Origin of the sequence: Chromohalobacter israelensis DSM 3043 (assembly GCF_000055785.1) — a bacterium.
Classification (GTDB): Bacteria; Pseudomonadota; Gammaproteobacteria; order Pseudomonadales; family Halomonadaceae; genus Chromohalobacter; species Chromohalobacter israelensis.
Genome location: NC_007963.1, coordinates 2,477,008 through 2,494,947, shown reverse-complemented (window position 1 = coordinate 2,494,947; position 17,940 = coordinate 2,477,008). Strand labels below are relative to the sequence as shown.

Genomic DNA, 17,940 nt, shown 5'->3' with positions numbered 1-17,940 from the left:
TCTCCTCAGATGACGCCGCTGGCCAGCAGGTCGTGCATGTGCAGGACGCCGACCGGATGGCCCTGGTCGTCGACCACGGCCAGGGCTGTGATGCGATTGTCTTCCATGATCTTGACCGCCTCGGCAGCCAGCAATTGAGGACGAATCGTCTTGCCGCCGTGGGTCATGACGTCGTCCACGCGCAGCTGGCGCAGATCGTCATGATGGTCGAGGGTGCGACGCAGGTCGCCGTCGGTGTAGACCCCGGCGAGGCGGCCGTCCTCGTCGAGCACGCAGGTGAATCCCAGGCCCTGACGCGTGATCTCCAGCAAGGCATCGCGCAGTGGGCTGCCCAGCGCCACCCGGGGCAGGCGATCGCCCTGATGCATGAGGTCTTCGACCTTGAGCAGCAATCGCCGGCCCAGGCTACCGCCGGGATGCGACAGGGCAAAATCCTCGGCGGTGAAGCCGCGTGCCTCGAGCAAGGCCACCGCCAGGGCATCGCCCATGGCCAGGGCGGCAGTGGTCGACGCGGTCGGGGCCAGGTCGAGCGGGCACGCCTCGCGATCCACCGCGGTGTCCAGGTGAGCTTCGGCATGCCGCGCCAGGCTCGAGCCCGGGCGCCCGGTCATGCTGACCAGAGGGGTGCCCATGCGCTTGAGAAGCGGCAGCAGCGCCGTGACCTCGGCGGTCTCGCCGGAATTGGACAGCGCCAGGACCACGTCGCGCGCGGTGATCATGCCCATGTCGCCATGGCTGGCCTCGCCGGGGTGAACGTAAAACGCCGGCGTGCCCGTGCTGGCCAGGGTCGCGGCAATCTTGCGGGCGATATGCCCGGACTTGCCCATGCCGGTGACGATGATGCGTCCCTCGCAGGCGAGAAATAGCTGGCAGGCGTGATCGAACGCTTCGTCGAGGCGTTCGATCAAGGCGGCCACGGCATGCGATTCGAGGGTCAGCGTACGGCGGGCGCTGGCGCGGTAATCATGATCGGTGACGGTGTTCATGGTGATGATTGTTGCCCTTCGCGGCCTTTGGCTCAAGCGGCGCGTGCCTGCAGGAAATGGCGGGTGAGATCGGGCGCTTATTAAACGCACTCATCGTCGGCGTTGCAAGGCGAGGCTGGCGGTGATCGCCGGAGTTAGGATACGATGTTCGATAATTATCGAGACGTGGATGAGCGTGACGTGACTGACACGACACTGGTCGATGTCGAGGGATTGCATTTCTCGCGAGGCGAGAATGAGATCTTTCGCGGCGTCGACCTGCGTATACCCAAGGGCAAGATCACTGCGGTCATGGGGCCCAGCGGCACCGGCAAGACCACGCTGCTCAAGTTGATCGGCGGTCAGCTGGTGCCCGATGCGGGGCGCGTGTGTATCGATGGGCAGGATGTGCACCGTTTGTCGCGGCGGGCGCTGTTTCGCTTGCGCCGGCGGATGGGCATGCTGTTCCAGAGCGGCGCGCTGTTTTCCGACTTGAACGTGTTCGAGAACGTGGCGTTTCCGCTGCGTGTGCATACCGACCTGCCCGAGGCCATGGTGCGCGACATCGTGCTCATGAAGCTGCAGGCAGTCGGCTTGCGTGGCGCGCGCAACCTGTCGCCGGCGGAACTCTCCGGCGGCATGGCCAGGCGCGTGGCGCTCGCCCGTGCGGTGGCGCTCGACCCCGAGCTGGTCCTGTATGACGAGCCGTTCGTGGGGCAGGATCCGATTTCGATGGGCGTGCTGGTGCAGTTGATCAAGACGGTCAACCAGGCGCTGGGTCTGACGGCGGTGATCGTGTCCCACGACATCAAGGAAACGCTTTCCATCGCCGATTACGTGTATATCATCGCCGACGGTCAGGTAATGGCCCACGGCACGCCGCAGACCCTGGACGTCAATCGGGACGCCCGGGTGAAGCAGTTCGTGCATGGCGAGCCCGACGGGCCGGTGCCGTTTCATTATCCGGCTCCCGACTTTCATCGCGATATCCTGGCCACCGGGGGAGGGCGCCCATGATCCACCATATCGTAGCGCTCGGTCGGGGCACGCTGGAGACGGTGAGTGCGCTGGGGCGCGCGGTGATCTTCCTGGTGCAGGCGGCATGGGGAGTCCCCTCGCGCGAGGGATGGCATCTCTGGCTGCGACAAATGCATTTCATCGGCGTCATGTCGCTGGCCATCGTGCTGGTGTCGGGCCTGTTCATCGGCATGGTGCTGGGGCTGCAGGGCTTCACCATCCTGGTCGATTTCGGCGCGGAAGACGCCCTGGGTCAGATGGTGGCCCTGTCGTTGCTGCGTGAGCTGGCGCCGGTAGTGGCGGCGCTGCTGTTCGCGGGACGTGCGGGCTCGGCGCTGACCGCCGAGATCGGCCTGATGAAGGCCACCGAGCAGCTGACCAGCATGGAGATGATCGGGGTCGACCCCTTGCGTCGAATCGTGGCGCCACGCCTCTGGGCGGGGTTCGTCTCGATGCCGTTGCTGACCGTGGGGTTCAGCGTGGTCGGCATCTGGGGTGGCTATCTGGTCGGCGTGCAATGGCTGGGCGTGTTCGACGGCTCGTACTGGAGCAACATGCAAAGCAGCGTCGCGTTCGTCGACGACATTCTCAACGGCATGCTCAAGAGTGTGGTGTTTGGTCTCGTGGTCACCTGGATCGCGGTATTTCAGGGCTATGACTTGGTCCCCACGTCGGAAGGCATCTCGCGGGCCACGACCCGCACGGTGGTCTATTCGTCCCTGGCGGTGCTCGGACTGGATTTCGTGCTGACCGCGCTGATGTTTGGAGAACTTGGATGAAGCGCAGCAAGATGATGGAACTCGGCGTGGGACTGTTCGTCCTGGCCGGTATTCTGGGCATGGTGTTTCTCGGCTTGCGAGTCAGCGGCGTCGGGTTCGGCGTGCCGCAGGACACGTTCACGCTGCAGGCGAACTTCGCCAACATCGGCGGTCTCAAATCGGGATCGCGGGTTGCCATGGCGGGCGTGACCGTGGGGCGCGTCAGCGATGTCTCGCTCGATACCGAATGGCTCGATGCCCGAGTGACCATGGAGCTCGACGACTCGCTCGAGGGCAAGATCTCGCGTGACAGCACGGCCTCGATCCTCACCTCGGGCCTGCTGGGCGAGCAATACGTCGGCCTGAGCGTGGGGGGAGACCCTGAGATGCTCGAAGATGGCGACACTATCCGCGATACGCAGCAAGCGCTGGTGCTGGAACAGCTGATCCAGCAGTTCGTGTCGAACATGACGAGCGAATGAGCCAAGAGCCAAGGAGGTTTTCATGATAGCGAAGCAAGTCCAATGCCTGCGGGCGAGTCGCCTTGGTGCGCTGCTGCTGATCGGTTTGTGGTGCGTCACGTTGACGGCCCAGGCCCAGCAGGCGCCGCAGCAGTTGATCGAAGACAACGTGGCGGCGCTGATGCAGAAGCTGGAAGGCCGCAAGGATTACTACGCCGCGCACGAGGACGAGCTCGAGTCCCTGGTCGACGAGAGCCTCGACGACGTGGCCGATTTTCGCTATATCGGCGCCAGCGTGATGGGGCGCTATTTCCGCAACGCGACGCCCGAGCAGCGCTCGCGCTTCGTCGAGACGTTCCGTGACACCTTGATCGAGACCTACGCCCGAGGGCTGGTGACGTTCGACTATCGCGAGATTCGCGTGCTCGACGACGACGATGCCGGACGCTACGAGGATCAGGCCAGTGTCGACATGGAAGTGGTCTCCACCAACGGCGAGGTCTATCCCGTGGTCTACACGCTGCATCAGCGCGATGGCGAGTGGCGCGTGATCAATGTCATCGTCAACGGCATCAACCTGGGGCTGACGTTCCGTAACCAGTTCGACCAGGCCATGCGCGACAACAATCGCGATATCGATGCGGTCATCGATGGCTGGGCGCCGGAAGTGGCCACCGACGAACTGGAGCAGGGCGGCAGCGATCAATGAGCGTTCTGCTCGAACGTGAAGGTGCGCGCCTCGAGGTGTGCCAGGAGCGCATCCTGAAGGTCGACGGCGAGGCGGATTTCGACAGCGCCGCATCGCTGGCGGCGAAGGGCACGGAGTGGCTGCAAGGCCTGCCGCGCGCCACCGAGGTCGAGTTCGACCTGACCGGCGTGCAGCGTGCCAGCAGTGCCGTGCTCAGTGTCCTGCTCGAATGGTTGCGCACCGCCCAGGCCTGCGAGGTACACATCGTGCAGGTGACGCTTTCGCAGCCGCTGGCGCGCCTGACCGCGATGGCCGGTCTCGACCCGTTGTTGCCCACGGCCGAGACGAGCGTTAGCGCCTGACACCGTCCGGCATCGTCGTTTCCGCCATTGCATGGCAAGCGGGCGTCGCCAACGGCGCCCGTTTTCTTTATCATGCCGGATCAAAATCACGTCTCAATTGTGCTCGCACGTGTCACGTGCGAGCGTCCTGAAACAGGAGCCAGCGCCCTATGCAACCCAGCGACGTCAAGGCCCTACTCGAATCTCGCATCGACGATTGCCAGTTTCACATCCAGGGGGAAGGCTGCAATTTCCAGGTTGTCGCCATCAGCGAAGCCTTTGCCGGCCTGAGTCCCGTCAAGCGGCAGCAGCTGATCTACTCGGCACTCTCCGACGAAATTGCCAGCGGCGCCCTGCATGCCATCAGCATCAAGACCTATACTCCCGACCAGTGGGAAACGGCCCCGGAAAACGTGGGCGTCTAAGCGCGGACTTTCATGGACAAACTGATCATTACCGGCAACGGGCCACTCGACGGCGAAGTCTGGGCAAGCGGTGCCAAGAATTCTGCCTTGCCCATTCTGGCGGCGACCCTGCTGGCCGACGAGCCCGTGACCATCGGCAACCTGCCGCATCTGCAGGACATTACCACCACGCTCGAACTGCTCGGCCGCATGGGAGTCGAGCCGGTGATGGGCGACAAGATGAGCATCCAGCTCGACGGCTCGCAGGTGACGCACTGTCACGCGCCATACGAGCTGGTCAAGAAGATGCGCGCCTCGATCCTCGTGCTCGGCCCGCTGCTGGCGCATTTCGGCACCGCCGATGTGTCGTTGCCGGGCGGCTGCGCCATCGGCTCGCGTCCCGTCGATCTGCACCTGCGCGGACTCGAGGCCATGGGGGCGGAGATCCATGTCGACGGCGGTTATGTCCAGGCGCGCTGCGCCGGCCGCCTGAAAGGGGCGACGATCTTCTTCGATACCGTGACCGTGACCGGCACCGAGAACCTGCTGATGGCCGCGACGCTGGCCGAGGGCACCACGGTGCTGGAGAACGCGGCCCGCGAGCCGGAAGTGGTGGATCTCGCCGAATGCCTGATCACCATGGGCGCCAGAATTCGGGGACACGGCACGGATACCATCGTGATCGAGGGCGTCCCGCGTCTGCATGGCGGGCATTACGATGTCATGCCCGATCGCATCGAGACCGGTACGTTCCTGGTCGCGGCCGCGGCCAGTGGCGGTCGCGTCAGGGTGCGCAACACGCGTGCCGATACGCTGGAAGCCGTGCTGGCCAAGCTCGACGAGGCGGGCGCCAGGGTCGAAGTCGGCGACGACTGGCTCGAGCTCGACATGCGTGGGCGGCGCCCGCGTGCCGTCAATGTGCGCACGGCGCCTTACCCGGCGTTTCCCACCGACATGCAGGCGCAGTTCGTGGCGCTCAACTGTGTCGCCGAAGGGGCAGGCACCGTCGTCGAGACGATCTTCGAAAATCGCTTCATGCATGTGCAGGAGCTCAATCGCATGGGCGCGCGCATCTCGCTGGAAGGCAACACCGCCGTGATCACCGGTGTCGACCGCCTGTCCGGGGCCCCGGTGATGGCGACCGATCTGCGCGCCTCGGCGAGCCTGGTCGTGGCCGCTCTGGTGGCCGACGGCGAGACGCAGGTGGACCGTATCTACCATATCGATCGCGGGTACGAATGCATCGAGGAAAAATTCCAGTTGCTCGGTGCCAAGATTCGTCGCGTTCCCGGTTGAGCGCCGCGCCCATTCTCGCGTTCCGCCACGTGCGGAGCGCCAACGTTCAATAGACGTGCCAACATCATGTCCAAGCAACTGATCCTGGCCCTGTCCAAGGGGCGTATACTGCAAGAAACGTTACCGCTGTTGGCCGATGCGGGCATCGAACCGGCGGAAGATTTCGGCAAGAGCCGAAAGTTGCTGTTCGATACCAACCTGCCCGACGTCAAGCTGGTGGTGATTCGCGCCGTGGACGTGCCGACCTATGTGCAGATGGGCGCCGCCGATGTGGGCGTGGCCGGCAAGGACACGCTGCTCGAGCATGGTGCGGAGGGGCTCTATGAGCCCCTGGACCTGGAAATCTCGCGTTGCAAGCTGATGACGGCGGGAATCGTCGGCGCCGAGCCCACCCATGCACGGCGCCGCGTCGCCACCAAGTTCGTCAACGTGGCGCGTCGCTATTATGCCCAGCAGGGCATTCAGGCCGAGGTGATCAAGCTGTACGGCGCCATGGAGCTGGCACCGTTGATGAACCTGGCCGACGAGATCGTGGATATCGTCGACACTGGCAACACCTTGCGCGCCAATGGCATGGAGCCGCGAGAACTGATCGACGAGGTCAGTTCTCGCCTCGTGGTGAACAAGGCGTCGATGACCATGAAGCATGACCGCCTCAAGCCGTTGATCGAACGCTTGGGCCAGGCGGTGGCGTCGCGCCGCGAGACGCAGGCTTGAGAGTGAGGGTATCCGATGAGTGACAATGCCGTGAACGTGGCACGCCTGACCACGACGCAAGACGATTTCGACACGCGCCTGAACGCACTGTTGGCCTGGGAAGGCGTCTCCGACAAGGAGGTTGCCCAGCGGGTGGAAGAGATTCTCGACGCTGTGCGCACCCGTGGCGATGCTGCCGTGATCGAATATACCAACCGCTTCGACCGTCTGCAGGCCGCCGAGATGAGCGAGTTGACGCTGGGGGCCGAGCGCCTGCGTCACGCCTATGAAGGGTTGCCGGCCGATCAGCGCGAGGCGCTCGCGCATGCCGCCGAGCGCATCCGCGAATACCATCAGCGCCAGAAGCCCGAGTCATGGCAGTATACCGAGGCCGATGGCAGCGTGCTGGGGCAGAAGGTCACGCCGCTGGATCGCGCCGGAATCTACGTGCCGGGGGGCAAGGCGGCCTATCCGTCCTCGGTGTTGATGAATGCGATTCCGGCGCATGTCGCCGGCGTGCGCGAAGTCGTCATGGTCGTGCCGACGCCGGACGGCGTGCTCAATGATCTGGTGCTGGCGGCCGCGCACCTGGCCGGGGTCGACCATGTCTTCACCGTGGGCGGGGCGCAGGCCGTGGCGGCGCTGGCCTATGGTACCGAGAGCATCCCGCGCGTGGACAAGATCGTCGGGCCCGGCAACATCTACGTGGCGACGGCCAAGCGGGCGGTATTCGGCCAGGTCGGTATCGACATGATTGCCGGCCCCTCCGAAATCCTGGTCGTGACTGATGGTCTCACCGATCCCGAATGGCTGGCCATGGACCTGTTTTCCCAGGCCGAACACGACGAAGACGCCCAGGCGATCCTGGTCGGCTGGGAGGCCGCGCATCTCGATGCCGTGGCGTCCGCCATCGAGCGCCTGTTGCCCACCATGGAGCGCGAGGCGATCATTCGCGAGTCCCTGGCGGCACGCGGTGCGCTGATTCAATGCCGCGATCGCGAGGAAGCGCTGGCGGTGATCAATCGTATCGCGCCGGAGCACCTGGAGCTTTCCGTGGCCGACCCCGAGTCGATGGCGGAAGGCGTACGTCATGCCGGTGCCATTTTCATGGGGCGTTATACCTCGGAAGCGCTGGGCGACTATTGCGCCGGCCCCAATCATGTCCTGCCGACCTCGGGCACCGCGCGATTTTCCTCGCCACTGGGGGTCTATGATTTCCAGAAGCGTTCGTCGCTGATCCATTGCTCCGCGCAGGGGGCAGCGACGCTGGGGCGCACGGCGTCGGTGCTGGCGCGTGGAGAGTCGTTGACGGCACATGCGCGCTCGGCGGAGAGTCGTCTCGACGAGCGCTAGTCGTCTCCTCGGGCGTCGGGCCGGGCCGACATCCCGGCTTGCGCATCCGCCCCCTCACGGCCCCGTCGGTATATATTGCCGGCGGGGCCGTGTCGTCTCAGGGATGTCGACGCGTCATTCAGAAGAGGGAGCGGTTGGTTGACGCTGCGCTGCCTGGGGGCGCTCGCCGACCGTCAGCGTCACCTCACGCTTTTCGCCATCGCGCACGATGGTGACGGGGAGCGAGGTGCCGGGCGAGATCTCCGCGATATCGGCCATCGCCTCGCGAGCGTCGACGATGATCTTGCCGTTGACGGACATCAGCACGTCTCCGGGCTGCAGGCCTGCCTTTTCGCCGGGGCCGCCGGGCACGACATTGGCGATGACCACGCCCTTGAGGGTCTTCAGGCCGAAAGAGGTGGCAAGGTCGGGAGTCATCGCCTGGACGTCGATGCCCAGCCAGCCGCGAATGACACGTCCATGCGCGACGATCTGATCGAGTACCTGATGGGCGAGGTTGGCGGGAATCGCGAAACCGATGCCTTGCGAGCCTCCCGAGCGGGAGAAGATCGCGGTGTTGATGCCCACCAGAGCGCCTTCGGCATTAACCAGGGCGCCACCGGAGTTGCCCGGGTTGATGGCGGCATCGGTTTGAATGAAGTCCTCGTAGGCGTTGAGCCCCAGATGGTTGCGTCCGGTCGCGCTGATGATTCCCATGGTCACGGTCTGTCCCACGCCGAAGGGGTTGCCGATGGCCAGGCTGACGTCCCCTACGGCGACCTGCTCCGAGTCGCTGAGCTCGATGACCGGCAGGTTGTCGACGGGAATCTTGAGCACCGCGAGGTCGCTTTCGGGATCGGTGCCGACGACCTCGGCGAGGGTCTCGCGGCCGTCGCGCAGGGCGACCTGGATCTGGTCGGCGTTGCGAATGACGTGGTTGTTCGTGAGGACGTAGCCCTCGGGACTCACGATGACGCCGGAACCCAGACTGGACAGCATGCGCTGACGTTGCGGCATGTCCTTGCCGAAGAATTGCTCGAAGAACGGGTCGGACATCAGGGGGTGCTCGCTGGGATCGACCATGCGCGACGAGTAGATATTGACGACGGCCGGGGCGGCCTTGTCCACCGCGGTGGCATAGCTGGCCGGTCCTTGTGCCCGGTCGAGCGGGGCGGCCTCGACGACTTCCGGGGCACGGGCGGCGGTATCGGTGCGTTCGGCAATGGCGCGCACGGCGCTGGTATCGGGGACGGGCGTCACGGTGTCGTCGGCGTTGCGTCCGCCAAGCAGCTGGGGGAAGGCGTTGAGCAGCACGATGGCAAGCAGGATGCCACTGATGGTGGGCCAGACGAGCGACATCAGTGAGCGGCGCATGACGGGTTCCTTGTCGGCGAACGGGCAGTCGCCGCCCCTCGGGGCAGCCGTTACAATGGCGCCGAGTGTAACATTGCATCCGCCAACTGTCTGGAGCCGCGCATGAGTGCTCGACACGACATGATCGCCGCGATCGAAACCGAACTGCGTCCTGGCGCGTTCAAGGACTACACCCTCAATGGGCTTCAGGTGGAGGGGCGCGAGGACGTCACCCGCGTCATGAGTGGCGTGACCGCCTGCCAGGCCCTGCTAGACGAAGCGGTGGCCTGGAACGCCGACCTGCTGCTCGTCCATCACGGCTATTTCTGGAAGAACGAGCCGGTGGAGGTGACCGGGATGAAGCGCCGCCGATTGGCGACGTTGCTGGCTCACGATATCAACTTGCTGGCCTATCACCTGCCCCTGGATGCCCATGCGACCCTGGGCAACAACGTGCAACTGGCCAGACGGCTCGACATCACGGCGCAGGGGTGCCTCGATGGCGAGCCGGGGGAGGGGCTGCTGTGGCATGGCACGCTGCCGACGATGGATCACACCGCATTCGCCCGGCTGATCGAGTCGCGTCTGGGGAGGTCGCCCCTGGTGATCAACGGCCATTCGCGACCGCTCAAGAGGGTGGCGTGGTGTACCGGTGGCGCCCAGGACATGCTGCCCCTAGCGGCGCAGGCCGGCGTGGACGCCTTCATCTCGGGAGAGATTTCCGAGCGTACCACGCATCTGGCCCGCGAGATGGGCGTGAGCTATTTCGCGGCCGGGCACCATGCGACCGAGCGCGACGGCGTTCGGGCGCTGGGCGACTGGCTGGCCTCGCGCTTTGCGCTCGAGCACCGCTTCGTGGATATCGACAACCCTGCCTGATGTCACCCCGCCGGCCGAAGACGCCAACGGCCGCATGACAGCGGCCGTTTCGGCGATGCATCGGAGTGTCGCTCAGTAGCGAGGCGGTGCCGGTTCTTCGGTCTCGCGCCGCTTGTGTGACTCCAGCCCGTAGTTTTCGGCCAGGGTGCCTTGAGCGCCTTCTGCGTAGTCGCGTGGCACCTGGGGAGAGTCGGTGTCGTCGTCGGTGACGGCGTCATCCTGACCTTGGTGCAGGCGCCGCTTCAGCTGCAGATCGTCGACGAGGCGGTCGGCCCCTTGTGCCAGTTGCTGTTCGAGCTCATGGCTCTGACGCTGAATGCTGGTCACCAGGTCGGCGGCCTTGGTGAAGTGATCGTTCAGCGCATCCTTGACCTGGCTGAGCTCCAGTTCGGCTTCAGCCAGGCGTTGGCGGACTTTCTGATTGCGCGCCACGTTGGCGTTCAGCAAATGGTAGCCGAGGGCGCCGACGCCGATGCCCGCCAGAAAGCAAGCGATGGCCAGGATCCAGTCGATGTTGCTCTCGTTCACAATGCTCTCCTTGAATGTCACGGGCATGCGGTGTGCAGTACGAGGGCATACCGAGCCTGGGGCCATTATATCGGTGTCTTGGCGCGACGGGTCAAACCCAAAAGCGCGACGAGGTGTCGCGCGACGTCATGCAAGAGTGCGCATGGCGCGTATAATGGTGGCTTTCATTATTCAGTCGAGGTGTTTTTCGACCCCATGAGTGCCACCATGCCACCGTCCCGGGGCGCGTCGACGCCCCTGGAGAAATACCGTCAGGATCTGCAGCGCGACGACTTTCAATACGACCCCGGTCAGGAAGAAGCGGTCAAGCACCTGCAGCGCCTCTACGATGAGTTGATGCAGGCGCCACGTCAGTCTCCGAGTGCGCCCGCGTCATCGAGCGGCGGTCTCAAGTCCAAGGTCGCCAAGCTGTTCGGCAAGCCGTCGGCGCCTTCCCCGTTCGAAGAGCCGCCGGCAGTGCTGGGGTTGTACTTCTGGGGCGGCGTGGGACGCGGCAAGACGTATCTGGTCGACACCTTCTACGAAACGCTGCCGTTCGCCGACAAGATGCGCACGCACTTCCATCGCTTCATGCAGCGCGTGCACAACGAGCTGACGCACTACAAGGGCGAGAAGAACCCGCTGACGTTGATCGCGGCCAAATTCGCCTCGGAGGCACGCGTCATCTGTCTCGACGAGTTCTTCGTCAAGGACATCACCGATGCGATGATCCTGGCCAACCTGCTGGAGGCCCTGTTCGCGCAGGGGGTCGTGCTGGTCACCACATCGAACATCGTGCCCGACGATCTCTACAAGGACGGCCTTCAGCGGGCACGGTTCATCCCGGCCATCGACCTGCTCAAGCGTCATTGCGAGGTCGTCAACGTCGATTCGGGAGTCGATTACCGCCTGCGTGCCCTGGAGCAGGTCAAGATCTTCTATCATCCGCTGGGCGACGAAGCCGAGCACGCGCTGGAGAAAAGCTTTCGCGCCATCGCCGGTGCCGGGGGAGAGCCCGATGCCGACATCCACGTCAACCATCGCGTCCTGCCCGCGCGCCGCTTGCACGAGGATGTGGTCTGGTTCGAGTTCCGTACCCTGTGCGACGGGCCGCGAAGCCAGAACGACTACATCGAGCTGTCGCGCGAGTTCCATACCGTCTTGCTCTCCAACGTGCCGCAGATGAGCGCTCACTCGGAAGACCAGGCGCGTCGCTTCATCAATCTGGTCGATGAGTTCTACGACCGCGGGGTCAAGCTGTTGCTTTCTGCTGCGGTGGCCATCGAGTCGCTGTATACGCACGGCCAGCTGGAGTTCGAGTTCGAGCGCACGCTGTCGCGTCTCCAGGAGATGCAGTCCAAGGAGTATCTGGCGTTGCCGCACAAGCCGTGATGTCCGAGAAACGCGAAATCAGGCTTAACGGGCGGGCGAACAGCATGTATAATGCGCGCTCGCTCTAACGTTGTGCCGTCTCGCGAGATGGTACAACCAAGAAAAATAGGGATTGGCCGATCGCCATTCGGCGTGACGCCCACACAAGCAATTGGTGATTCACCCATGAAGACGTTCAGTGCTAAGCCGCAGTCCGTCACACGCGACTGGTATGTCGTCGATGCGACTGACAAGACGCTCGGCCGCCTGGCCACCGAAATCGCTCGCCGCTTGCGCGGCAAGCACAAGCCGGAATACACGCCTCACGTCGACACCGGCGACTACATCGTCGTCGTCAACGCCGAGAAGGTTCGTGTCACCGGCAACAAGGCGCAAGCCAAGAATTACTACCGTCATACCGGCTATCCGGGCGGTCTGCGCTCCATGTCCTTCGAGAAGTTGATCGATCACGCGCCCGAGCGCGTCATCGAAAGCGCGGTCAAGGGTATGCTGCCGAAAGGTCCGCTGGGCCGCGCCATGTATTCCAAGCTCAAGGTGTATGCCGGTGCAGAGCACCCGCACGCCGCGCAGCAGCCGCTTGAACTGAACCTCTAAGGGATTCTTCGCCATGACACAGCAGTATTACGGTACCGGGCGCCGCAAGACTTCCACAGCTCGGGTGTTCCTGAAGCCGGGCACTGGCAAAATCTCCGTCAACAGCCGCGAGCTGAACGACTATTTCGGTCGTGTCACCGGCGAGATGGTCGTGCGCCAGCCGCTCGAGCTGACCGAGACCACTGGCCAGTTCGACGTGTACGTCACCGTGACCGGTGGCGGCGGCTCCGCGCAGGCGGGTGCGATTCGTCACGGCATCACGCGTGCTTTGATCGACTACAACGAAGACTTCCGTCGTCCGCTGCGTGACGCGGGCTACGTGACGCGTGACGCGCGTCAGGTCGAGCGCAAGAAGGTCGGTCTGCGCAAGGCGCGTCGTCGTCCGCAGTTCTCCAAGCGTTAAGACGCGACGCTTCGCACCCGCGGGTGCGTGGTACGCAAAGGCCCGGGCCGCTCGCCCGGGCCTTTTTGCGTCGCGTTCCCGATGGGGGCGCTTGTCCGGGAATGCCGCCTTATCTACCATCGCGGCACGCTCGACGAGCAAGAGGGGTGGCATTCGTGTGCCCTATTATCGTGTTATCATTTGGGTTCGAACTGAAGCGAGGAATGTTTCATGGGTGTAGTGGCCAAGCGGTCGTCGATGACCTTCTATTCTGGCAGCGATGATCATTACAGCCATCGCGTGCGTATCGTGCTGGCGGAAAAAGGAGTGGCCGTCGATGTCATCGAAATCAACGATGACAACCATCCCGACGAGCTTGCCGACCTCAACCCCTACAACAGCACGCCGACCCTGCTGGATCGCGACCTGGTGCTCTATGAATCCAAGGTGATGATGGAGTACCTCGACGAGCGCTTCCCGCATCCGCCGCTGTTGCCGGTGTATCCCGTGGCGCGTGCGCAAAGCCGCCTGTGGATGCATCGTATCGAACGCGAGTGGTGTCCGCTGGTCGAAACCATTCAGCAGGGCAGCAAGAAGGATGCCGAGAAGGCGCGCAAGGAGCTGCGCGAGAGCATCGCCGGCATCTCGCCGATCTTCGAAGACATGCCCTTTTTCATGAGTGAAGAGTTTTCGCTGGTCGATTGCTGCATCGCGCCGATTCTCTGGCGCCTGCCGGCGTTGGGCGTGGAGCTGCCGGAAAAGCAGGTCAAGCCGCTGATGAATTACATGGAACGCCTCTTCAGTCGTGATGCCTTCAAGGCTTCTCTGCTGGAGGCGGAGAAGGAAATGCGCACCTGATGTTGCGTCGCGGCGCTGACTGGCGTCGTGGATGCCGCTGCAAGCGCGAACCGAAAGAGGAAGTCGCCTTATGCTTTCCAGTCGTCCTTACTTGGCACGCGCTCTCTACGAGTGGTTGCTGGACAACGAGCAGACGCCGTACATCGTCGTCGATGCCGAGCAAGACGGTGTGAGCGTGCCCCGTCAATATGTGCAGAACGGTCAGATCGTGCTCAACATCGCGCCCTCGGCGGTTCGCGATCTGTATATCGAAAACGCGGCAGTCACGTTCGGAGCGCGTTTTTCCGGCCAGCCGATGCAGGTCATCGTGCCGATGGAAGCCTTGATCGCGCTTTACGCGCGCGAAAACGGCGTGGGCATGGTCTTCGGCCACGAGCCGGTCATGCCGGAAGCGGAAAACGAGTCGACCGGGGAAGAGGCGCAAGAGCAGGAGGGCTCGCGCCCCGCGCTGGAAAGCGTGGAAGCACCGTCGGAAGAAGACGCCGATAGCGGTGATCAGGATGACGAGGCCCCGCGTACCAAGGGGCGCCCGTCATTGCGTGTGGTGAAGTAACTCCCCCTGGTACGCGATCGGAGGGGGCAATCAGTCGAGGTATTCGAACACCTTGACGATGCGCTGAACCCCTCCAATCTGGGAGGCGATATCGACCACGATATCCGCCTCCCGGTGATTGACCATCCCCATCAGGTAGACCGTGCTGTTCTCGGTAATCACCCGGATCCGGCTGCCGTCGATGCGTTCGTCGGTGGCCAGGTTCGCCTTGATGCGTCCGGTGAGCCAGGTGTCCGTCATGCGCTGACCGATCGGCGTATTGGCGGCGACCTCCAGTTCATTGTGCACGCGACGAACCTGCCTGACCTGTTCCGCGACATTGCCTGCCTTTTGCTTGAGTTCGTCGCTGGCGACCTGACCGGTCAAGAGCACCATGCCGTTGTAACTGTCGATGTTGAGATGCGCATCGCGGAAGCGCGCGTCGGTACGCACGAGGTTGTCGGAGATCTTGCTCTGGATGTTCTCGTCTTCGACCTGCATGCCGGCGGTGCGCTTGCCGTAATTCTCGCCGCCTTGTCCGTCGGAGGCGGGCGAGGCGCAGCCGGCCAGGGCGAGTGCGAGGCTGACGAAAAGGGTCAGAATGAGCGGTCGTGTCATGACGGTATCCTTACTCTGTGCTGCCGAAGAGTTGTTGGTCGATCAAGTCGCACAGGCAGTGTATCGCGAGCAGATGCACTTCCTGGATGCGTGCCGTGGAAGTCGAGGGAACGCGAATTTCGCAGTCGTCCTGGCCGAGCAGCGAGGCCATGTCGCCACCGTCGCGCCCGGTGAGCGCCACGATGTGCATGTCGCGATCGTGTGCGGCCTGGATGGCCTGCACCACGTTGGCGGAGTTGCCGCTCGTGGAGATGGCCAGCAGGATATCGCCGGGTTGGCCCAGGGCGCGTATCTGCTTGGAGAATATCTCGTTGTAGCTGTAGTCGTTGGCGATCGAAGTGAGAGTCGAGGTGTCGGTGGTCAGGGCCAGGGCCGGCAGGCTCGGACGCTCGCGCTCGAACCGGTTGAGCAACTCGGATGAGAAGTGCTGACTGTCACCGGCACTGCCGCCGTTGCCACAGGCGAGAATCTTGCCTTCGCTGACCAGGCACTGAACCATCATCTGGCTCGCGACTTCGATGAAGGGAGGCAGAACCTCGCTGGCATAGGTCTTGGCATCGATGCTGGCGTTGAAGTGGCCGAGTATGCGTGATTGGAAATCCATGAGTAGGCCTTGCTTGGGTCAAAAGGCGTCGAATGCCGAACGAATCCACTCGAACGACAGATGGGGTGGCGTGCCGGTGACGCCGACGACGTCGAAACGACACGCACATGATAGCCCGTTGCGATGGAGATAAAAACGTGCCGCGCCGATCAGGCGGCGCTGCTTGGCGGCGGTGACCGTCTCGAAGGGGTGTCCATGTCGAGCATCGCGACGATGCCGGACCTCGATGAAGACGAGGGTGTCCCCGTCACGCATGATCAGGTCGATTTCGCCGCGACGTGCATGCTGATTGGCGTCCACCAGGCGCAGCCCGTGTGACGCCAGCCAGTCCGCGGCACGGCGCTCCATTTCGAGGCCGCGCCGGCGTGAGTCATTGTTCGAGTTGGACATTGCCGATCTCGAGACCGGAGCCGGTGTTCAGCAGGGGGGCCGGTATGCCCGACTGGAACTGCGCCCACGGCAGGGTGCGCTGGATGCGACCGTCGTCTCGGGCCTGCAGGGTCCCCGTGGCGCCGAACACTTCCAGCGAATGCAATGCCTGCATCAGCGGCAGTCGACGTGCCAGTTCATAGGCATCGACACCCATGGCGTTGAGTTTCAACAGGCTGGGATCGTCTCGGGCGTCGAGTTCGCGATAGGCGGCATAGAAGGGCAAGGCTTCCTCGCCGCCCACGGAGGCGTCCGGAATCAGCCAGGGAATGTCCACGAACATGACGCCGTTGAGGTCATGGTCGGCACGAGGTTGCGGGCGGCCGCCGTAGACCTGGGACGTGGCATAGACGGGGAGATCGCCTGCATAGTAGTACTTCAGCATGGGGGGCACCTGACGTGCATAGCTGGGGAGTGCCAGCAGGAACAGCATGTCGATGTCGTCGCCCCCGGAGTCGAGCAAGCGCTTGGTGGCGTCGCTGACGGAGCCCTTGGGTGCGTAGTGCACGACGGCGTCGAGCTCGCCTTGCTGCGCTTCCCAGTCCTCACGGAACGCTCTGAGGACACGGGCGCCCCATTCGTTGTCGGGCACCAGCGCGGCGGCATCGCGATGTCCGTCCATGTAGGCGCGCTCGGCGATCTGACGGGCTTCATCCTCGGCGGAGAGCCCGTACTGGAACAGCTTGTCGGCACGGTTGCGCGGGTGCTCCCCGTAGTTGAGCGCCAGCGTCGGCAGGGCGACCTCGTCGCGCTGCTCGAGCTGCGAGACCAGGTCCTTGTCGAGTGGTCCGAGCACGACCTGTGCGCCGTCCATGGTCGCCTGGGCATAGAGTGACTCCAGGTCGTTCTCGCTGCTGTCGTAATAGGTCAGTTGTGGCGTCTGTTCGCCCTGGTTCAGGGCCGCCATGTGGCGTGCCTGAATGCCGGTCTTGAGCGCCTTGGCGACATTGGCCAATGGGCCTGACTGGGGCAGGAATATCGCGATGCGCTTGACTTCGCGGCCGCGCAGTTCACGCAGTGCCGACAAGTTGCTGGGCAGACGGCGCGCGGCGGGATGGTCGGCGTAACGGGCACGCCAGTCCTGCAGCGACTCGCTCAGTCTGGACACGTTGCCGCCGCTTTGACGGTAGAGTCGCGCGAGGGCGACCCAGCCTTCGGTGAGCGGATCGGCAGACGTGTCCATGTCATCCAGCACGCGCTCGCTGAGGCGCGACAGCGGCTTCCAGATGTCGTCGTTGAGATCGAAGGGAGCGTCATCGCGCTGGAGAGCGATCAGTGTTTCCGCGGCGGCGCGCGAATCGCCCACGAGTGTCAGGGCCAGCCCCTTGCGGTGGCGCAGGGTCTGCTGCGCGTCGCGGGGAATATCGTCGACGTCGTCGAGAATGCGCGTGGCGGCCAGCGCGCCGCGACCGTCTTCCTTGCGCAGAGCGAGCTCCGAGACCAGCAGTGCCCAGTCGATGAGGGCGCCACGGTTCAGCTGAGAGGTGTCGATGTCGCGTGCCACGTCGAGCGCCTGCTCGTCGTTGCCCTGGCGTGATAGGATGGCGGCCGCTTGCAGCCGGCTCTGGGCCGCCTGCGTGCCGGACTGTTGCTGCGCCTGGCGAAGCAGCTCACTGGCACCGGGCCCTTGCGAGGGGCGTTGCGTCTCGCTGGTGCCCGGTCCTCCGGCGCAGCCGGCAAGGACTGAGGCGATCAGGGCGAGCCCCAACAGGCTGCGCAATGATATGAGCATGGTGTCATTCCTTTATTGGCGGTACAGCTCGGACGGTTCCCTTTTCCGGACGTTGTCTGACGCAGGCGGCGTCTGGCGGGCGCTCGCGACATGACACGACGC

The 17,940-nt window shown here is 63.9% G+C and carries 22 protein-coding genes; 15 read left to right on the top strand and 7 right to left on the bottom strand.

Translation table 11 applies throughout. The features are described from left to right. Positions 1–5 precede the first annotated feature (5 nt). On the bottom strand, positions 6–986 hold the full coding sequence (locus CSAL_RS11310) for a KpsF/GutQ family sugar-phosphate isomerase (RefSeq protein ID WP_011507518.1): 981 nt from the start codon (positions 984–986) through the stop codon (positions 6–8). Between the two features lie 144 nt (positions 987–1,130). Between CSAL_RS11310 and CSAL_RS11305 the strand changes: the two genes are divergently transcribed. The 9 genes from CSAL_RS11305 to hisD all read left to right on the top strand — a co-directional run bounded on the left by CSAL_RS11305 (position 1,131) and on the right by hisD (position 7,979). After that, the gene (locus tag CSAL_RS11305; protein WP_011507517.1) at positions 1,131–1,982 is read left to right on the top strand and encodes an ATP-binding cassette domain-containing protein; all 852 of its coding nucleotides are present in this window, start codon (positions 1,131–1,133) and stop codon (positions 1,980–1,982) included. Continuing rightward, a complete protein-coding gene (mlaE, locus tag CSAL_RS11300; RefSeq protein ID WP_011507516.1) occupies positions 1,979–2,761 on the top strand; it encodes a lipid asymmetry maintenance ABC transporter permease subunit MlaE in 783 nt (260 codons plus the stop codon). The genes CSAL_RS11305 and mlaE overlap by 4 nt, the downstream gene beginning before the upstream one ends. Beyond that, complete coding sequence (gene mlaD / locus CSAL_RS11295) at positions 2,758–3,222, top strand: outer membrane lipid asymmetry maintenance protein MlaD (protein WP_011507515.1); 465 nt, start codon at positions 2,758–2,760, stop codon at positions 3,220–3,222. The genes mlaE and mlaD overlap by 4 nt, the downstream gene beginning before the upstream one ends. 22 nt (positions 3,223–3,244) lie before the next feature. Further along, positions 3,245–3,910: an MlaC/ttg2D family ABC transporter substrate-binding protein gene (locus CSAL_RS11290; protein ID WP_011507514.1), complete on the top strand. Its 666-nt coding sequence runs from the start codon at positions 3,245–3,247 to the stop codon at positions 3,908–3,910. Next, complete coding sequence (locus CSAL_RS11285; RefSeq protein ID WP_011507513.1) at positions 3,907–4,251, top strand: STAS domain-containing protein; 345 nt, start codon at positions 3,907–3,909, stop codon at positions 4,249–4,251. Before CSAL_RS11290 ends, CSAL_RS11285 begins: the two co-directional genes overlap by 4 nt. A 149-nt stretch (positions 4,252–4,400) precedes the next feature. Then, positions 4,401–4,655, top strand: coding sequence for a BolA family protein (locus tag CSAL_RS11280; protein ID WP_011507512.1), 255 nt, complete (start codon positions 4,401–4,403; stop codon positions 4,653–4,655). Positions 4,656–4,667: 12 nt separating this feature from the next. Further along, positions 4,668–5,930 (top strand): UDP-N-acetylglucosamine 1-carboxyvinyltransferase, encoded by a 1,263-nt coding sequence (gene murA, locus CSAL_RS11275; protein WP_011507511.1) that lies wholly within the window; start codon positions 4,668–4,670, stop codon positions 5,928–5,930. A gap of 66 nt (positions 5,931–5,996) precedes the next feature. Beyond that, positions 5,997–6,647 carry an ATP phosphoribosyltransferase gene (gene hisG / locus CSAL_RS11270; RefSeq protein ID WP_011507510.1) on the top strand — a complete coding sequence of 217 codons (651 nt, stop codon included), beginning with the start codon at positions 5,997–5,999 and terminating at the stop codon, positions 6,645–6,647. Between the two features lie 15 nt (positions 6,648–6,662). Continuing rightward, on the top strand, positions 6,663–7,979 hold the full coding sequence (gene hisD, locus CSAL_RS11265) for a histidinol dehydrogenase (RefSeq protein ID WP_011507509.1): 1,317 nt from the start codon (positions 6,663–6,665) through the stop codon (positions 7,977–7,979). A gap of 114 nt (positions 7,980–8,093) precedes the next feature. Here hisD and CSAL_RS11260 read toward each other — a convergent pair whose 3' ends face one another. Beyond that, positions 8,094–9,332, bottom strand: coding sequence for a Do family serine endopeptidase (locus tag CSAL_RS11260; RefSeq protein ID WP_011507508.1), 1,239 nt, complete (start codon positions 9,330–9,332; stop codon positions 8,094–8,096). 102 nt (positions 9,333–9,434) lie between these two features. Here CSAL_RS11260 and CSAL_RS11255 point away from each other — a divergent pair, with 102 nt between their 5' ends. Next, positions 9,435–10,190, top strand: a complete 756-nt coding sequence (locus CSAL_RS11255) for a Nif3-like dinuclear metal center hexameric protein (protein WP_011507507.1) — start codon at positions 9,435–9,437, stop codon at positions 10,188–10,190. Positions 10,191–10,262: 72 nt separating this feature from the next. Here the strand turns inward: CSAL_RS11255 and CSAL_RS11250 are convergent, their stop codons facing one another. Beyond that, a complete protein-coding gene (locus CSAL_RS11250) occupies positions 10,263–10,718 on the bottom strand; it encodes a Z-ring associated ZapG family protein (RefSeq protein ID WP_035412049.1) in 456 nt (151 codons plus the stop codon). A gap of 195 nt (positions 10,719–10,913) precedes the next feature. On the opposite strand from CSAL_RS11250, the gene zapE reads away from it, so the two are divergent. The 5 genes from zapE (at position 10,914) to CSAL_RS11225 (ending at position 14,476) form a co-directional block, all read left to right on the top strand. After that, the gene (gene zapE / locus CSAL_RS11245) at positions 10,914–12,089 is read left to right on the top strand and encodes a cell division protein ZapE (RefSeq protein WP_011507505.1); all 1,176 of its coding nucleotides are present in this window, start codon (positions 10,914–10,916) and stop codon (positions 12,087–12,089) included. Positions 12,090–12,254: 165 nt separating this feature from the next. Further along, complete coding sequence (gene rplM, locus CSAL_RS11240; RefSeq protein WP_011507504.1) at positions 12,255–12,683, top strand: 50S ribosomal protein L13; 429 nt, start codon at positions 12,255–12,257, stop codon at positions 12,681–12,683. A gap of 13 nt (positions 12,684–12,696) precedes the next feature. Continuing rightward, positions 12,697–13,086, top strand: coding sequence for a 30S ribosomal protein S9 (gene rpsI / locus CSAL_RS11235; RefSeq protein ID WP_011507503.1), 390 nt, complete (start codon positions 12,697–12,699; stop codon positions 13,084–13,086). A 210-nt stretch (positions 13,087–13,296) separates the two neighbouring features. Continuing rightward, positions 13,297–13,923, top strand: a complete 627-nt coding sequence (gene sspA, locus CSAL_RS11230; protein ID WP_011507502.1) for a stringent starvation protein SspA — start codon at positions 13,297–13,299, stop codon at positions 13,921–13,923. 70 nt (positions 13,924–13,993) lie between these two features. Next, complete coding sequence (locus tag CSAL_RS11225; protein ID WP_011507501.1) at positions 13,994–14,476, top strand: ClpXP protease specificity-enhancing factor; 483 nt, start codon at positions 13,994–13,996, stop codon at positions 14,474–14,476. A gap of 30 nt (positions 14,477–14,506) precedes the next feature. Here CSAL_RS11225 and CSAL_RS11220 read toward each other — a convergent pair whose 3' ends face one another. The 4 genes from CSAL_RS11220 to CSAL_RS11205 are packed head-to-tail and all read right to left on the bottom strand — an operon-like array spanning position 14,507 to position 17,838. Next, positions 14,507–15,073, bottom strand: coding sequence for a BON domain-containing protein (locus CSAL_RS11220; protein WP_011507500.1), 567 nt, complete (start codon positions 15,071–15,073; stop codon positions 14,507–14,509). 10 nt (positions 15,074–15,083) lie between these two features. Next, a complete protein-coding gene (locus CSAL_RS11215) occupies positions 15,084–15,677 on the bottom strand; it encodes a phosphoheptose isomerase (protein ID WP_011507499.1) in 594 nt (197 codons plus the stop codon). An 18-nt stretch (positions 15,678–15,695) separates the two neighbouring features. Beyond that, entirely contained in the window at positions 15,696–16,067 is a 372-nt protein-coding gene (locus tag CSAL_RS11210; protein WP_011507498.1) for a YraN family protein, read from the bottom strand. Beyond that, a complete protein-coding gene (locus CSAL_RS11205) occupies positions 16,048–17,838 on the bottom strand; it encodes a penicillin-binding protein activator (protein ID WP_011507497.1) in 1,791 nt (596 codons plus the stop codon). Before CSAL_RS11205 ends, CSAL_RS11210 begins: the two co-directional genes overlap by 20 nt. Between the last annotated feature and the right edge of the window lie 102 nt (positions 17,839–17,940).

Coding starts and splice junctions, on each gene's coding strand:
- CSAL_RS11225 (WP_011507501.1), top strand. CDS start 13,994: ATGCTTTCCAGTCGTCCTTACTTGGCACGCGCTCTCTACGAGTGGTTG.
- CSAL_RS11285 (WP_011507513.1), top strand. CDS start 3,907: ATGAGCGTTCTGCTCGAACGTGAAGGTGCGCGCCTCGAGGTGTGCCAG.
- CSAL_RS11220 (WP_011507500.1), bottom strand. CDS start 15,073: ATGACACGACCGCTCATTCTGACCCTTTTCGTCAGCCTCGCACTCGCC.
- rplM (WP_011507504.1), top strand. CDS start 12,255: ATGAAGACGTTCAGTGCTAAGCCGCAGTCCGTCACACGCGACTGGTAT.
- rpsI (WP_011507503.1), top strand. CDS start 12,697: ATGACACAGCAGTATTACGGTACCGGGCGCCGCAAGACTTCCACAGCT.
- mlaE (WP_011507516.1), top strand. CDS start 1,979: ATGATCCACCATATCGTAGCGCTCGGTCGGGGCACGCTGGAGACGGTG.
- murA (WP_011507511.1), top strand. CDS start 4,668: ATGGACAAACTGATCATTACCGGCAACGGGCCACTCGACGGCGAAGTC.
- mlaD (WP_011507515.1), top strand. CDS start 2,758: ATGAAGCGCAGCAAGATGATGGAACTCGGCGTGGGACTGTTCGTCCTG.
- CSAL_RS11310 (WP_011507518.1), bottom strand. CDS start 986: ATGAACACCGTCACCGATCATGATTACCGCGCCAGCGCCCGCCGTACG.
- sspA (WP_011507502.1), top strand. CDS start 13,297: ATGGGTGTAGTGGCCAAGCGGTCGTCGATGACCTTCTATTCTGGCAGC.
- CSAL_RS11260 (WP_011507508.1), bottom strand. CDS start 9,332: ATGCGCCGCTCACTGATGTCGCTCGTCTGGCCCACCATCAGTGGCATC.
- CSAL_RS11255 (WP_011507507.1), top strand. CDS start 9,435: ATGAGTGCTCGACACGACATGATCGCCGCGATCGAAACCGAACTGCGT.
- CSAL_RS11215 (WP_011507499.1), bottom strand. CDS start 15,677: ATGGATTTCCAATCACGCATACTCGGCCACTTCAACGCCAGCATCGAT.
- CSAL_RS11205 (WP_011507497.1), bottom strand. CDS start 17,838: ATGCTCATATCATTGCGCAGCCTGTTGGGGCTCGCCCTGATCGCCTCA.
- CSAL_RS11280 (WP_011507512.1), top strand. CDS start 4,401: ATGCAACCCAGCGACGTCAAGGCCCTACTCGAATCTCGCATCGACGAT.
- CSAL_RS11305 (WP_011507517.1), top strand. CDS start 1,131: ATGTTCGATAATTATCGAGACGTGGATGAGCGTGACGTGACTGACACG.
- CSAL_RS11210 (WP_011507498.1), bottom strand. CDS start 16,067: ATGTCCAACTCGAACAATGACTCACGCCGGCGCGGCCTCGAAATGGAG.
- zapE (WP_011507505.1), top strand. CDS start 10,914: ATGAGTGCCACCATGCCACCGTCCCGGGGCGCGTCGACGCCCCTGGAG.
- hisD (WP_011507509.1), top strand. CDS start 6,663: ATGAGTGACAATGCCGTGAACGTGGCACGCCTGACCACGACGCAAGAC.
- hisG (WP_011507510.1), top strand. CDS start 5,997: ATGTCCAAGCAACTGATCCTGGCCCTGTCCAAGGGGCGTATACTGCAA.
- CSAL_RS11290 (WP_011507514.1), top strand. CDS start 3,245: ATGATAGCGAAGCAAGTCCAATGCCTGCGGGCGAGTCGCCTTGGTGCG.